This window comes from Proteus sp. fly-1013, assembly GCF_040140245.1.
Lineage (GTDB): Bacteria > Pseudomonadota > Gammaproteobacteria > Enterobacterales > Enterobacteriaceae > Proteus > Proteus mirabilis_B.
The window spans coordinates 183,526-198,960 of the sequence record NZ_JBEEWD010000008.1; the positions used below are offsets into that span (position 1 = coordinate 183,526).

Genomic DNA, 15,435 nt, shown 5'->3' on the forward strand with positions numbered 1-15,435 from the left:
ATTCCCTCTATAAAAAGGTATTTACTCTAATGAATAATAAAGACATTCATTTAATTAAATGCATTAACATTATTATCAGCCTAATTAAAAATAAAGAAATAAAAACAGAACACAATCACACAGTAAATTCATTAGAAAAAGAGCACGACTTTAAATTAAAGAAAATAAAAAAATCAACTTTATTAAAAAAACAAATAAACCATAAGTTAATTATTATAGATAACAATGATAATTCATTTATTTTACTAAAAAACAATAACAACAACATTCTTATTTATAATACTCAAACAGATAAAACAGAAACTATTAGTAGAGATAGTTTATTTGAAATAAAAACCATCTATTACCTTGATTTCAAATCAAATAATGAATTCAGCATTGCTTGGTTTTTCCCTGTATTTAAAAAACATAAAACCATTTTTTATAGCATCTTGTTTTATTCATTAATTTTGCAATTATTACTATTGGCTACTCCTTTAGTTACACAAATTATTATGGATAAGATAATTGTTCATCAAGCCCTATTAACACTTAATTTATTAGTTATTACTTTGGTTTTTATTGCTATTTATGAAGGTGTACTAAAAGGAATTAGAGAGTACATCTATCACCACACAGCAAATAAAATTGATATCACTCTAAGCTTAAAACTGACCGAACACTTATTTAGATTACCGATTAGTTATTTTAAATCTCGGCAAACTGGTGCCATTGTCACTCGAGTAAAAGAATTAGATATTATTAGAGAATTTATTACTAATACGTTATTGATGCTAATTGTCGATTTTTCTTTTATCTTTATATTTATCGTTGCAATGGCAATGTTTTCGTTAAAACTCACTTTATTTTTTATTACCACGATCCCTTTTTACTTTATTTTAGCTAAATTTCTCGCACCTAAAATAGAGCTTGCTGTTCAACAGCTTTATCAAAAAGCGGCAATTAATACTGGATTTCTTACCGAAAGTTTAGGGGGGATTGAAACAATTAAAAGCCTTTCGCTTGAGCCTCGATTTACACAACAGTGGTATACACAAATTCATCAGGTCACCTCTAAAAGCTTATCACTTCAAAATATTGATAATTTCTCGCGCTTTATTGTGTTATTTCTTAATAAAACAACAATGGCATTACTGTTATGGCTAGGTGCCTATGAAGTCATTTCTCTTTCGATAACAATAGGTCAACTTATTGCGTTCATGATGCTCCTTAGATTCTGTTTAAAACCCTTTGCGACGGCAATTGATGTTTGGGGTAAATATATCAGAACAAAAAACGCTATCTATAACTTACAAGATATTCTTAATCTTCCTAAAGAGCAGGATACTGCAACACGACAATCCAATATCAAAGGTGAAATTACCTTTAATAAGGTGAGTTTTTATTATCAAAGCAATACTCCTGTTATTTTAAATAATATTTCATTACATATTAAAAAACATGAAGTTATTGGTATTGTTGGTACTTCAGGCTCGGGGAAAAGCACCTTAGTGCGAATGATCTCAGGTCTTTATATTCCACAATCAGGCTGTATAAAAATTGACGGTATTCCACTTACACAATTTCATTTAACTAACCTACGCCAACAAATCGGTTTTGTATTACAAGAGAACTTTTTATTTAATTTAAGTGTCTTTGATAATATTCGATTAACTCATCAACATGCTTCTTTAGAAGAAGTTATTCATGTTGCTAAAATAGCAGGTGCTCACGAATTTATTTTAAAGCTTCCCTTAGGATATGACACGCTTATTACAGAAGGAGGAACATCATTATCAGGAGGTCAACGCCAACGTATTGCGATTGCCAGAGCCTTATTATCCTCACCTAAAATTCTAATTTTCGATGAAGCCACCAGTGCTTTAGATGATAACTCCCAAGCCATAATTCAAAATAACCTCCCCCTTATTGCTAAAGATAAAACCGTTATTATCATTGCTCATCGCCTTTCAACTATTCGAAATTGTTCTCGTATTATTGTGTTAAATAAAGGGCAAATTATTGAAGATGGAAACCATGAAGAATTAATTGCAAACAGTGGTTATTACAAAAAACTTTGGCAACTTCAACAAGGATGTTGAAAATGAAACTAAATATATCCTCTATTTTTCAGCGTAAAGATAAAGCAAAAAATTACGATTTTTACCCTAACCATATCGCTCTTATCGAAAAACCCATCACACCTTATAGTCGTTATATTGCGATACTTATTTCATTAAATGTTATTGTCTTTCTTCTATGGGCTTATTTCGGTAAATTGAATATACAATCCCCTGCAACAGGTAAACTTATTGTTATTGGACATTCTCAACTTATTCAAATATATGAACATAGTCGATTAGCAACACTTCATGTAAAGGAAGGACAAAAAGTCAATCAAGGCGATATATTACTCACACTTGATATATTAGGTATTGATGAAGAAATAATAGGAGTAAGAAAAAAAATTGATAATATTTTGCAGTTTAAAATACGCTATCAAGCATTAAGCCAAGAAACATCGCCTCAAAATCTTTATCATTTTAATACGTTAGATAAAAAAGCAAAAAGAAATGTTTTAATTAGTTATCAAAAAGAAAAGGAGGAATTTGATAGTAATATAAAAGTAATCGAGACAGAGATTGAAGTAAATAATAAAAATCAATTAATGACTCACAATGATTTATTATCATTAAAAGCATTAAAAGCATTAAAAGAAAACATTGAACAACGATTCACATTGAAACAAACACTGTATATAAAAAAATTTATTAGTAAGATAGAGTATCTAGAAAATCAAAAAGAGTTACTAGAAATAAACAGACTGATAAAAACGAAAGATTCAGAATATAACCTATTAAAAAGCCAAGAAGAACAGAAAAAACAAAATCTAAATCAATTAGAGAAACAAAAATATCTAGAATGGCATGATAAATATAAACAGTATGAAAGTGAATTGATTATTTACAATCAAAATCTTAGCCATCTTCAAAAGAAACAACAACTAAAAAAAGTACGCTCTCCCATAACAGGTACAGTTCAACAAATTTCAACTCATACACTAGGTAGTGTATTACAACCATCACAAGGTGTGATGATAATAGTACCTGATAACCAAGATAATATTGCAGAAGTTAATTTGCTCAATAAAGATATTGGTTTTGTTCATCTAGGACAAAAAGCAATGATAAAAATAGATGCTTTTCCTTATACACGCTATGGCACCATTGAAGGCGAAGTTATTAATATTGCTAAAGATGCTGTTCAGCACGATCAATTAGGCTTAGTTTATCCAGCAACTATTAGATTAAACAGACAGACAATTAAAAATAGCCAAAGGGAATATCGACTCATTCCGGGTATGTCTTTAACTGCCGAAATAATCACTGAACAACGTCGTGTCATTGATTATATTTTAAGCCCAATAGAAGCTTATCGTCATAATGCACTCACTGAAAAATAAAAATAAGATCCCTTATATTATGGAAAATATAATTAATATGGAAGAAAACCAATATCACCACTCTATTATTGATGGATTACTTTATTTTTCTAAAAAAGGCAAAGGAAATATAAAAAAAGAACAGATCATTCATTTTCTTGGTTGTGACAACCATCTTAATAAGTGGAATGTTTTTGAATCAGCTAAATTACTCAATTTAAAATGTCAATTTGATATCTTGGATTATGACAAAAAAAACAGCGCTATGATTAGCACAATTATCGAAATAGATAAGCATTGGTATATCTTAAAGGAGATAAAAAAGGAAAAACTTATTGTTTTTGATCCTAAGAATAGTATTGAAATTGAGTTTATTATTGATAAAAAAAAGAAGATTAATACACTATTACTTATTACTAAAGAGCCTTCACCATTATCAGCTAAGTTTGATTTTCGCTGGTTTATTCCTTCTCTATTAAAACAAAAAAACGCATTGTTTTTTATCTTTATTTTAGTTTGTTGCTGTCAACTATTTGCATTAATCAGTCCTTTAATTTTTGAAATTATGATTGATAAAGTGCTAACAGGAAGGGATCTATCTAACCTACATCTTTTGGGTTATTTATTGATTCTGATTGCTATTACCGAACCCCTCTATCTTTATTTGCGCGATAAGCTATATGTTTTTATTTCTTGTCAGTTAAGCGCTGAGTTATCAGGAAAAGTATTTCAACATCTTATCCGCTTGCCTAGCCATTTTTTTAATCAACGCCAATCAGGGCAAATCATTACTCGTATTCAAGAGCTTTCACATATTCGACAATTTATTACTAGCTCTGCATTTATGCTATTACTTGACTTGATTTTTATTATCATATTTATCTCTGTCATGTTTACGTATTCGTCACTTTTAACATGGATAACCTTAGGTTCATTAACACTCTACTTCCTACTTTGGCTTATTTGTGGCCCTTTTATTCGCTATTGGGTTGAGCAGGAATATCAAGCTAATGCGGATAATACCAGTCTACTAACAGAAGCAATAAACGGTATTGAAACCATAAAAATAACAGCAACAGAAAATAAATTTATAGAAAGATGGCAATACAAACTTACAGATCATATTAATAAGCGTTTCTCTGGTGCTAAAAAAGCGTTATTTGCACAACAGCTTATCTCTATCATCCATAAAATCGCGATAGCCACTATTTTATGGCAAGGCGCTAATTTAATTATCAAAGCACAAATGAGTGTAGGTGAGCTTATTGCTTTTAATCTTTTTGCTGCACATATTACACAACCTATTTTACGCTTAGCGCAATGCTGGCAAGATTTTCAGCAAGCAACCATTTCTTTACGTCGTGTTGGCGATATTTTAAACACACCTACCGAACATCAATCTTATGGAACAGCAACCGTTCCTAAAATCAAAGGAAGCATTGTTTTTTCAAATGTTTATTTCCGTTACGCCAATAACACACCAGATATCATAGAAGCACTCTCTTTATCTATTCCTGCCGGTAAGTTTATTGGTATTACAGGTCGTTCTGGTTCAGGAAAGAGCACTCTTACACGTTTGATCCAACGCCTTTATACTCCTCAACAAGGACAAATTTATATTGATGGAATGGATCTCGCTATCGCCGATCCGCTCTCTTTACGCCAAAGTATTAGTCTCGTTTTACAAGAGAGTTATTTATTTAGTGGCTCGATTATTGAGAATATTCGTTTATCAAAACCCAGTGCGAGTGAAAGAGAGATAATAGAAGCTTCTCAACTTGCAGGCGCTTTAGACTTTATTGAGCAACTCCCTTTAGGTTTTAACACTCAAGTTGGAGAAAGAGGTCACAACTTATCAGGAGGACAGCGTCAACGTATTGCGCTTGCTAGAGCCTTGTTAACCGATCCGCGTATTCTTATTTTAGATGAAGCAACATCAGCATTAGATTACAGATCAGAAGCACAAATTTTAGCGAACTTACCTCAGATTTGTAAAAACAGAACCGTAATTAGTATTGCACATCGTCTAAATACATTAGTGCATTCAGATTATATCTATGTAATAGATAAAGGTAGGGTATTAGAAGAGGGAACACATACTCATTTAATAGAAAATCAAGCGCTCTATTACCAATTATGGCAGCAACAAATTCAATAATTAAAATTTAATAAAGATTTAATAAAAACAAAAAAGGCTCGATATTTCGAGCCTTCAATATATTACCGATAATGTATCAATAATTAGTAAAGCATACGAGCACGGATTGTTCCCGGTAATGCTTTGATTTTTTGTAACACTAATTCAGCTTGAGCTTTCGTTTGTGTTGTAATATCAATCACAACATAACCTACGTTACCTGATGTACGTAAATACTGTGCAGCTACGTTGATGTTTTCTTCAGTAAACACTTTGTTGATACTGTTCATCATACCCGGGCGGTTTTCATGAATATGCAGTAAGCGGTTTACATCATCACCGTGGCTTGGCAGTGATACTTCAGGGAAGTTAACAGCAGATAATGTAGAGCCGTTATCTGAATATTTCGCTAATTTACCCGCAACTTCATAACCGATGTTTTCTTGTGCTTCTTGAGTTGAACCACCGATGTGCGGTGTTAATATCACATTGTCAAACTTGATAAGTTCAGAAACAAATGGATCGTTAGGATCGTTATTTGCACCCGGCTCTGTTGGGAATACGTCAACTGCTGCGCCTGATAAATGTTTAGATTCTAGCGCTTGTGATAACGCAGGAATATCAACCACAGTACCACGAGAAGCATTGATAAGAATTGAGCCTGGTTTCATGCGCTGAATTTCTTCATGCCCAATCATATTTTTGGTTGATGGTGTTTCTGGCACATGTAAACTGACAATGTCACACATATTCAACAGTTCAGAGAGATGACGAATTTGTGTTGCATTACCTAATGGCAGTTTGTTTTCAATATCGTAAAAATAGACATCTAAACCCACGCTTTCTGCCAAAATACCTAACTGTGTACCAATGTGACCATAACCAATAATACCCAGTTTTTTACCACGCGCTTCAAAACAGCCTTTGGCTTGTTTATCCCAAACTCCACGATGCGCTTTCGCATTTGCTTCAGGAATACGACGCAGTAATAACAGTAATTCACCAAGCACCATCTCAGCCACGGAACGGGTGTTTGAGAAAGGAGCGTTAAATACAGGAATACCGCGACGAGCAGCGGCGTCTAAATCAACCTGATTAGTACCGATACAGAAGCATCCCACAGCAACTAATTTTTCAGCGGCTGCAAAAATTTCTTCTGTTAAGTGAGTGCGGGAACGAAGACCAACAAAACGTGCATCACGGATAGCTTCTTTTAATTCTTCGTCCGATAATGCGCCTTTGTGATATTCAATATTGGTATAACCCGCAGCTCTTAAATTTTCTACTGCACTTTGGTGCACACCTTCAAGGAGTAGAAACTTTATCTTTTCTTTTTCCAAAGATACTTTGACCATTTACCCTGCCCTATCGTTATTACATTTAATGAAAAACAAAATCCTGTCTCATCAACATAACAAAAATAGATTTTGTGGCAATACAACCGATTGCAGTGATGACAGAATAAGCGGTAAATAAAGTGATTTTCTACCGAGTAAAATGATTTTGACTTTGAAAATGGCAGGATTTTAAAGAGAGATATAACTATCGTGTGATATATATCACTGAATTTGCAGTTTCTAAAATAATTTAAAAAATAGGTAGCCATAGCTACCTATCTTAAAAAGAATTACTTAATGGTTTTCACACCTTCAGAGGTCCCCATTAAAACAACATTCGCGCCACGGTTAGCAAATAATCCTACAGTTACAACACCCGGAATACTGTTAATTTTGTTTTCCAGTTCAATAGGGTTAAGAATTGTTAAATTATGAACGTCTAAAATAACGTTACCGTTATCAGTTACCACGTTTTCACGATATTCTGGTAAACCACCCAGTTTAACGAGTTCACGCGCAACATAAGAGCGCGCCATTGGAATAACTTCTACGGGTAGTGGAAATTTACCTAACACATCGACTTGTTTAGATTCATCAACGATACAGATAAAAGTTTTCGCTACACCTGCAATGATTTTTTCACGCGTTAATGCAGCACCACCACCTTTGATCATCTGCATTTGATGGTTAATTTCATCAGCACCATCAACATAGATATCTAAAGAATCGACTTCGTTACAGTCGAAAACTGGAATGCCGTAACTCTTTAATTTTGCAGTTGATGCTTCTGAACTTGAAACTGTGCCTTCGATTTGACCTTTCATTGTTGCTAATGCATCAATAAAATGAGAAGCCGTAGAGCCAGTACCGACACCAACAATCATGCCTGGTTTTACATATTCAAGCGCTGCCCAACCTACTGCTTTTTTCAATTCATCCTGAGTCATTTAAAAAAACCTTATTTATCACGTTAATGGACTAAGAATAGCATATTGCATTCAAAACTAGCACGAGACACATCAAAAACTGAGAAGCAACATTTTAACTCATTGCAACGAAAAATATGGCATAGTAAGCAATAGAATATAAAATCGAAGAGAGTCTGTTAATGAAACGCCCTGATTATCGAGCATTACAAGCCCTTGATGCCGTCATTCGAGAACGTGGCTTTGAACGAGCTGCGCAAAAGTTATGTATTACACAATCTGCCGTTTCTCAGCGTATCAAACAGTTAGAAAATTTATTTGGACAACCGCTATTAGTCAGGACTGTTCCACCTCAACCGACAGAGCAAGGGCAAAAATTATTAGCACTATTGCATCAAGTAGAATTACTTGAAGAGCAATGGTTAGGTGATGAAAATAGCGGTTCCACACCTCTTTTACTCTCTTTAGCGGTGAATGCGGACAGTTTAGCAACATGGTTATTACCCGCGTTACATCCAGTTTTAACGCAATTGCCTATTCGTCTCAATATTCAAGTTGAAGATGAAACTCGCACTCAAGAACGATTAAGACGAGGCGAAGTCGTTGGCGCAATTAGTATTCAGCCACAAGCACTACCAAGTTGCCTTGTCGATCAATTAGGTGCTCTCGATTACCTATTTGTTGCTTCTCCTGATTTTGCTCAACGCTACTTTTCCAACGGTGTAACTAAATCTTCATTATTAAAAGCACCGGCAGTGGCATTCGACCATCTTGATGATATGCATCAGGCATTTTTACAACAGAACTTCGGTTTATCTCCGGGCAGTGTACCGTGCCATATCGTGAACTCCTCTGAAGCCTTTGTGCAATTAGCTAAACAAGGTTCAACTTGTTGTATGATCCCTCATCTGCAAATTGCTAATGAACTAAAAAGCGGAGAATTGGTTGATTTGACACCGGGACTTTGCCAGCGACGTATGCTCTATTGGCACCGATTTGCACCAGAAAGTAGAACTATGAGAAAAGTGACAGACGCACTCATTGATTTTGGTCGTAAAGTTTTAAAACAAGATGAAGAATAATACGTGGTTTCATCTTAATTAACTCAAAAAAATAGGCTTCATATTGAAGCCTATTTTAATTTCACCACAGCATGATTATTTAGTGCGTTTTAATTCAAAAACCACATCAACATAATCTTTAAATTCGATACTTTGCTGTTCATAGGTTTCTTGCACAGCAGCAGGTGCTTGCGCTTTTAATGCCATTGAATCCATACGAACTTGTCCAAGAGTATAAGGTGTGGCTTCTGGAGCACGATAGCTCACACTATAAACCGCACCTAAATCAGCACCAAAACCTTTTGCGACAGATGTTGCTTGATCAATAGCATTTTTAATCGCAACTTCACGTGCTTTTGATTTGTATTGTTCTGGATTATTTACGCCAAACTCAACGTTATTAATTTCATTTAAACCAGCTGCTAATGCACCATCAAGTAATGTATTAAGCTGCTCTAGTTTCTTAATTTTGACATTCACAGTACGTGTTGCGGTATAGCCATTAATGACTGAACGCTCTGCTTTTTTATCATACTCATAGTTTGGTTGAGTACGGATATTAGCAGCATCAATATCTTCTTTCACAACACCATTTTCTTTTAAGAAAGCAAAATATTTTGCGACTCGTTCATCTGCTTGCTTCTTAGCAAGGGCTGCATCTTTCGCTCTTTCACTAACCTGAATATATAGTGTCGCCATATCAGGAGCGGCTTTAATTGTCGCATTACCCGATGTTGTAATATGTGGTCCTTCTGGCTCAGACGCCGCTAATGCAAATGAAGGTAATCCCAGCGTAAACACGGATGCTAATACAATTGCTTTTAATTTCACAAAAACCCCCGACATAATAAATTTTAAGACCATCTTTTTATGGCTAAGAAGAACCTTAGCATATCTGATGTAAAGTTCTTTAAGATTAAAAGAGAGTTTTCCATCCTTGCGCTGCTAATTGAACAGCAATAAACCACATTACACATCCAACAAACAGATTAATAATACGTTGAGAGCGTGCTTTACTTAATATTGGAGAAAACCAAGCTGCTAATAGTGATAACGCAAAAAACCAGCTTATAGAGGCAAATACTGCACCAAATGTAAACCAAGGACGCAGTTCTGATGTTAATTGTCCGCCAATGCTACCTATCACAACAAAGGTGTCTAAATAAACATGAGGGTTAAGCCAAGTCACGGCAACTAATGTCACAATCACTCGCCAACGACTTTTTACCTGATTTTCACTTTGTGATAATTCAATATCTTTTGAAAATGCAGTTTTAAATGCACTCCAGCCATACCATAGTAAGAACGCCACGCCTCCCCAAGTGATCAATAATAAAAGTATTTCTGATTGGCTGAGCAAAGCACTTCCACCAAAGACACCTGCCGTAATTAAAATAACATCACTTAAAGCGCATAAAAACGCACTCATCAAGTGAAATTGTTTTTTACTTCCTTGCTGTAAAACAAAGGCGTTTTGGGCACCAATTGGCAAAATCATTGCTGCACTTAACAAGAACCCCTGAAAAAAAGTTGTAAACATGCAAAATACCTTAATAATTATTCACTTAATATCAGATGAATAATAGAGGGATTTTGATATTAGAGGAAATGAATCATTCTTATTGATAATAAGAAAAACTAATGGCAATAAAATAGGAAAAATAAAGTGTCAGTAGGATTAATAGGATGAAATAGCCATATTCATTAATAACATAAAAACAAAATTAGAACAGATAGTAACATGAGGTGTTACCACAATTAATGCAGTAATAAATAAGATAATACGTGTACGCTTTTTCTCTGCTTTGTGGGAATACCATAACAATAAGAGCGCCAAAGCAAATATAATATAACTATCAAAATAATGAAAAACGAAAAAGAAACTCCTTAAGATTATCTCCATCTTTAGTATCCAATCCCTTTTACCATCTGTGTTATCTTATTATTTCTCCTGTCTTATCATACAAAAAAGCCACGTTATTAACGTGGCTCTATATCATTTATTTTTATGAGACTATTCTGCTTTCGCTGTCGCACTTGATGTTTGATGCATATAAACATCCATTTGAGGGAATGGAATACCGATATTATTCGCATCTAATGCGCGTTTAAAATCTTCCATTAAATCCCAATAAACAGGCCATGCATCACCATTCGTTGTCCAAACACGTACTACAAAGTTTAATGAAGACGGTGCCATTTCATGTAAACGGATAGTCACGCCTTTATCATGTTGAATACGTTTGTCTTTAGCAACAACATCACCCAGCACTTGTTTCACTTTATCAATATCAGCATCATAAGCCACGCCAACCATAATTTGTGTACGGCGATTAGGCTCACGCGTTAAGTTGATAACTTCGCTACTGATAATTTTGCTATTTGGAATAACGATAATTCTGTCATCAGCTGAACGTAATGTGGTTGAGAAAATCTGCACATCTCTCACTGTACCTTCAACAGAGCCAATCATCACATATTCATCTGTGCGGATCGGACGGAAAATAACAATCAGCACACCAGCAGCAAAGTTAGACAGCGAGCCTTGTAATGCTAAACCAACGGCTAAACCAGCAGCACCGAGTACGGCGATAACAGAAGCAGTTTGAACCCCTAATCGTCCTAATACCGCAATTAAGGTAAAAGCAACAACGGTATAACGAACAAGAACTGACAGAAATGTGACAACAGTGGCATCAATGTGGCGCAACGTTAAAACTCTTGCGACACCTTTACCAATCATTTTTGCCACAAAAAGACCAACAAACAGGATCAAAAATGCCGCAATAATATTCACAGCATATTGAATAAAGAGATCCTGATTTGCCACAAACCAACCTGTTGCTTCATCTAAACTAGCGGGTAATTCATTCATTAGACCACCTTTTAAACTTAAAAACGTAATGAAAAGAATAGTAATTCAATAGTATATTGTGGCAGATTTATTCCAAAAATATATAGGAATTGTTAATTTCCTCTATTTTCCAGAATAAATAACCGATATTTTTGTAGCATGGTAGCAAAATCATCTAAACCACAGAAAGAGATGCTTTCGTTATCGTAATAGCTCATCCCCTCTTCCATTTCATCTGTTTCAAAATGCAAGGTATTGGCTCTTATCATTACTTCTTCGTCATCAATAGAAAGACTGTATTCTTTACCGATAAGTTCCCACTGTCTTTCACTACCTTTAATACCTTCCATTTCTTCAAGAATTTGATCGATAAGACTAATGTCGCCCTGAATTTCATCATTCAGCCAATAGCCTATTGCTTCATGATCCATCGAAAAACGGGCTAGTATACCGCCAGTGAGATCTCGCTGAAATTCATAATCCATGGTGTACGCCCCTTATAAAGCTCTCGCTTTTTTAATAAAAAAATATCTTATTCTTATTATGACAAAAATAACAAAAAACGGGAGGCATTTGCCTCCCGTTTGTTCATATTAAATACTTTAAAGCAATAAATTAACCGTTATACCGTTGTTTGGAAAATAACTTGGTCTGCTTTATCGGTATACTGCTCTAGTTGGTCAAAGTTTAGATAGCGATAAGTATCTTCTGCGGTTTCATCCACTTTATTCATGAAATCCAGATACTCTTGTGGCTCTGGTAAACGACCTAGTAATGAAGCAACCGCTGCAAGCTCCGCAGAGGCAAGATATACATTAGCACCTGTACCTAAGCGGTTAGGGAAGTTACGTGTTGAGGTTGAAACAACAGTTGCACCATCAGCAACACGCGCTTGGTTACCCATACATAGTGAACAACCCGGTACTTCGATACGTGCTCCACTCTTACCAAAGACGCTATAATAGCCCTCTTCCGTTAATTGAGCAGCATCCATTTTTGTTGGTGGAGCAACCCATAAACGTGTTGGTAATTGACCTTTGTGTTGATCAAGCAGTTTACCAGCAGCACGGAAGTGACCAATATTGGTCATGCAAGAGCCAATAAATACTTCATCAATTTTGCTGTTTGCCACTTCAGATAACAGGCGAGCATCATCTGGATCATTAGGCGCACATAGAATAGGCTCTTTGATCTCATTTAAATCAATTTCGATCACTGCTGCATATTCTGCATCTGCATCAGCTTCAAGTAATTGCGGATCTTTCAACCAGTTTTCCATTGAAGTGATACGACGTTCAATAGTACGACGATCACCATAACCTTCAGCAATCATCCATTTCAGTAAGATAATGTTAGATTGCAGGTACTCAATAATTGGCGCTTTATCCAGTTTAATAGTACAACCCGCCGCTGAACGTTCTGCTGATGCATCAGCAAGCTCAAATGCTTGTTCTACTTTCAGTTCTGGTAAGCCTTCAATCTCAAGAATACGACCAGAGAAAATGTTCTTCTTACCTTTTTTCTCAACTGTCAGTAAACCGTCTTGAATTGCGTAATAAGGAATAGCATGAACTAAATCACGCAGTGTCACACCCGGTTGCATTTTGCCTTTAAAACGCACCAGAACAGATTCTGGCATATCTAATGGCATAACCCCAGTTGCCGCAGCAAAAGCCACTAGGCCAGAACCTGCTGGGAATGAGATACCAATAGGGAAACGAGTATGCGAGTCACCGCCTGTACCGACAGTATCAGGTAGTAACATACGGTTTAACCATGAGTGGATAATACCATCGCCCGGACGCAGTGAAACACCACCACGATTCATAATAAAGTCAGGCAAAGTGTGATGCGTTGTAACGTCTACCGGTTTTGGATAAGCCGCGGTATGACAGAATGATTGCATCACTAAATCAGCAGAGAAACCAAGGCACGCCAAGTCTTTTAGCTCATCACGAGTCATTGGGCCTGTTGTATCTTGTGAACCTACTGAGGTCATTTTTGGCTCGCAATATTCGCCTGGGCGAATACCTGTACGGCCACAAGCACGACCTACCATTTTCTGAGCTAGTGAGAAACCACGATTGCTTTCTGCAACAGGTTTAGCATGACGGAACAGTGTGCTAGCTGGTAAACCCAGTGATTCACGCGCTTTTGATGTTAACCCACGACCGATGATCAATGGAATACGACCACCAGCACGAACTTCATCAATTAATACTTCGGTTTTCAGCTCAAAGGTTTCCAGTAACTCATTCGTTTCATGGTTACGAATTTCACCTTTGTATGGGTAAATATCAATGACATCACCCATATTTAATTTAGAAACATCAACTTCGATAGGGAGTGCGCCTGCATCTTCCATAGTATTAAAGAAGATAGGTGCGATTTTACCGCCAAGAACAACACCGCCACCGCGTTTATTAGGAACGAAAGGAATGTCGTCTCCCATAAACCAAAGAACAGAGTTAGTTGCTGATTTACGTGATGAGCCAGTACCTACAACATCACCAACATAAGCCAGAGGGAAGCCTTTTTTATTTAATGCTTCGATTTGTTTGATAGGACCTACACTACCCGGTTGATCTGGTTCAATGCCTTCGCGCGCATTTTTCAGCATTGCTAAAGCATGTAATGGGATATCAGGACGAGACCAAGCATCAGGTGCTGGAGATAAGTCATCGGTATTGGTTTCACCAGTGACTTTAAATACGGTAACAGTAATTTTTTCTGCTAATGCTGGACGTTCAGTAAACCACTGTGCATCAGCCCAAGATTGCATGATTTGCTTAGCATAGACGTTACCTGCTTTCGCCTTTTCTTCAACATCATAGAAGTTATCAAACATCAGTAATGTGTGAGAAAGCGCTTTAGCTGCTATTGGAGCTAATTTATCGTTGTCCAGAGCGTCAATTAAAGCGTGGATATTATAGCCACCTTGCATGGTGCCTAATAATTCAACTGCTTTTTCTGGAGTGATAAGAGGTGATGTGGTTTCGCCTTTCGCGAGGGCAGTTAAAAAACCCGCCTTAACATAGGCAGCTTCATCAACTCCGGGTGGAACGCGGTTAACAATTAAATCAAGAAGAAATTCTTCTTCACCTTTAGGGGGATTTTTTAATAGCTCAACAAGTGCGGCTGTTTGTGTGGCATCGAGAGGTTTTGGAACGACACCTTCAGCTGCACGCTCTGCTACGTGCTTACGGTATTCTTCTAGCACGACTGTCTCCTCGCTTCTTTGTCATTTTGTATAACCCGGCTGTCTGCACCCTGTCTGTTGAAGGATGCCAGGTCAGAGGATCTTTTGCTCGCATAAAACATAAGAGGTTGTAAAATTATGCCCAGCTAAGGGCTATCAGCATAGCAAATCTTCAACACGATGTTAATTCGTTCACATAAAAGTAACATTAATCAGATTCAAATATCCACTTATTCAGATTAAAACACTTAAACAAAATATATAACAGGGACTTTTAACCAAGATTTTGGTTAATAACCACACTTTTTATAGTTTTTTTCATTCCCAAATTAGCACTAAAGCGAAATTTGCGATTAAATAAACGACAAAAATAGCTAATCACTAATATTTCCCTTCATTAAGCAATGCTAGTCCCAACAAAAAGTGACTAGTCCTGATATAGGTTGACAACTTTTCAGGCATAAAACGCTCGATGTACTTCATCGGGCGTTTTATAGTTT

12 protein-coding genes are annotated in these 15,435 nt (G+C 36.1%); 4 read left to right on the forward strand and 8 right to left on the reverse strand.

What is annotated here, in order from left to right; translation table 11 throughout:
* Positions 1–29 precede the first annotated feature (29 nt).
* From ABN236_RS15875 to ABN236_RS15885, 3 genes are read left to right on the forward strand one after another with little or no spacing between them, the layout of a single operon-like run.
* Entirely contained in the window at positions 30–2,081 is a 2,052-nt protein-coding gene (locus ABN236_RS15875) for a peptidase domain-containing ABC transporter (protein WP_349474392.1), read from the forward strand.
* A 2-nt stretch (positions 2,082–2,083) separates the two neighbouring features.
* Positions 2,084–3,442: an HlyD family type I secretion periplasmic adaptor subunit gene (locus tag ABN236_RS15880; RefSeq protein WP_349474393.1), complete on the forward strand. Its 1,359-nt coding sequence runs from the start codon at positions 2,084–2,086 to the stop codon at positions 3,440–3,442.
* 19 nt (positions 3,443–3,461) lie between these two features.
* A complete protein-coding gene (locus ABN236_RS15885) occupies positions 3,462–5,579 on the forward strand; it encodes a type I secretion system permease/ATPase (RefSeq protein WP_349474394.1) in 2,118 nt (705 codons plus the stop codon).
* 83 nt (positions 5,580–5,662) lie between these two features.
* Here the strand turns inward: ABN236_RS15885 and serA are convergent, their stop codons facing one another.
* Positions 5,663–6,913: a phosphoglycerate dehydrogenase gene (serA, locus tag ABN236_RS15890; RefSeq protein ID WP_088494954.1), complete on the reverse strand. Its 1,251-nt coding sequence runs from the start codon at positions 6,911–6,913 to the stop codon at positions 5,663–5,665.
* 272 nt (positions 6,914–7,185) lie between these two features.
* Positions 7,186–7,842 (reverse strand): ribose-5-phosphate isomerase RpiA, encoded by a 657-nt coding sequence (gene rpiA, locus ABN236_RS15895; protein ID WP_088494953.1) that lies wholly within the window; start codon positions 7,840–7,842, stop codon positions 7,186–7,188.
* A gap of 161 nt (positions 7,843–8,003) precedes the next feature.
* Here rpiA and ABN236_RS15900 point away from each other — a divergent pair, with 161 nt between their 5' ends.
* The gene (locus ABN236_RS15900; RefSeq protein WP_088494952.1) at positions 8,004–8,903 is read left to right on the forward strand and encodes a LysR family transcriptional regulator ArgP; all 900 of its coding nucleotides are present in this window, start codon (positions 8,004–8,006) and stop codon (positions 8,901–8,903) included.
* A gap of 75 nt (positions 8,904–8,978) precedes the next feature.
* Here ABN236_RS15900 and ABN236_RS15905 read toward each other — a convergent pair whose 3' ends face one another.
* The 6 genes from ABN236_RS15905 to acnB all read right to left on the reverse strand — a co-directional run bounded on the left by ABN236_RS15905 (position 8,979) and on the right by acnB (position 14,956).
* Positions 8,979–9,713, reverse strand: coding sequence for an oxidative stress defense protein (locus ABN236_RS15905; protein ID WP_088494951.1), 735 nt, complete (start codon positions 9,711–9,713; stop codon positions 8,979–8,981).
* Positions 9,714–9,798: 85 nt separating this feature from the next.
* Positions 9,799–10,422: an arginine exporter ArgO gene (argO, locus tag ABN236_RS15910; protein ID WP_194950934.1), complete on the reverse strand. Its 624-nt coding sequence runs from the start codon at positions 10,420–10,422 to the stop codon at positions 9,799–9,801.
* A gap of 138 nt (positions 10,423–10,560) precedes the next feature.
* Positions 10,561–10,707, reverse strand: a complete 147-nt coding sequence (locus ABN236_RS15915; RefSeq protein WP_349474395.1) for a hypothetical protein — start codon at positions 10,705–10,707, stop codon at positions 10,561–10,563.
* A gap of 189 nt (positions 10,708–10,896) precedes the next feature.
* Positions 10,897–11,757, reverse strand: coding sequence for a small-conductance mechanosensitive channel MscS (gene mscS, locus ABN236_RS15920; RefSeq protein ID WP_088494948.1), 861 nt, complete (start codon positions 11,755–11,757; stop codon positions 10,897–10,899).
* 92 nt (positions 11,758–11,849) lie between these two features.
* Complete coding sequence (locus ABN236_RS15925) at positions 11,850–12,221, reverse strand: YacL family protein (RefSeq protein WP_088494947.1); 372 nt, start codon at positions 12,219–12,221, stop codon at positions 11,850–11,852.
* 137 nt (positions 12,222–12,358) lie between these two features.
* Positions 12,359–14,956 carry a bifunctional aconitate hydratase 2/2-methylisocitrate dehydratase gene (gene acnB, locus ABN236_RS15930; protein ID WP_088494946.1) on the reverse strand — a complete coding sequence of 866 codons (2,598 nt, stop codon included), beginning with the start codon at positions 14,954–14,956 and terminating at the stop codon, positions 12,359–12,361.
* Positions 14,957–15,435 lie beyond the last annotated feature (479 nt).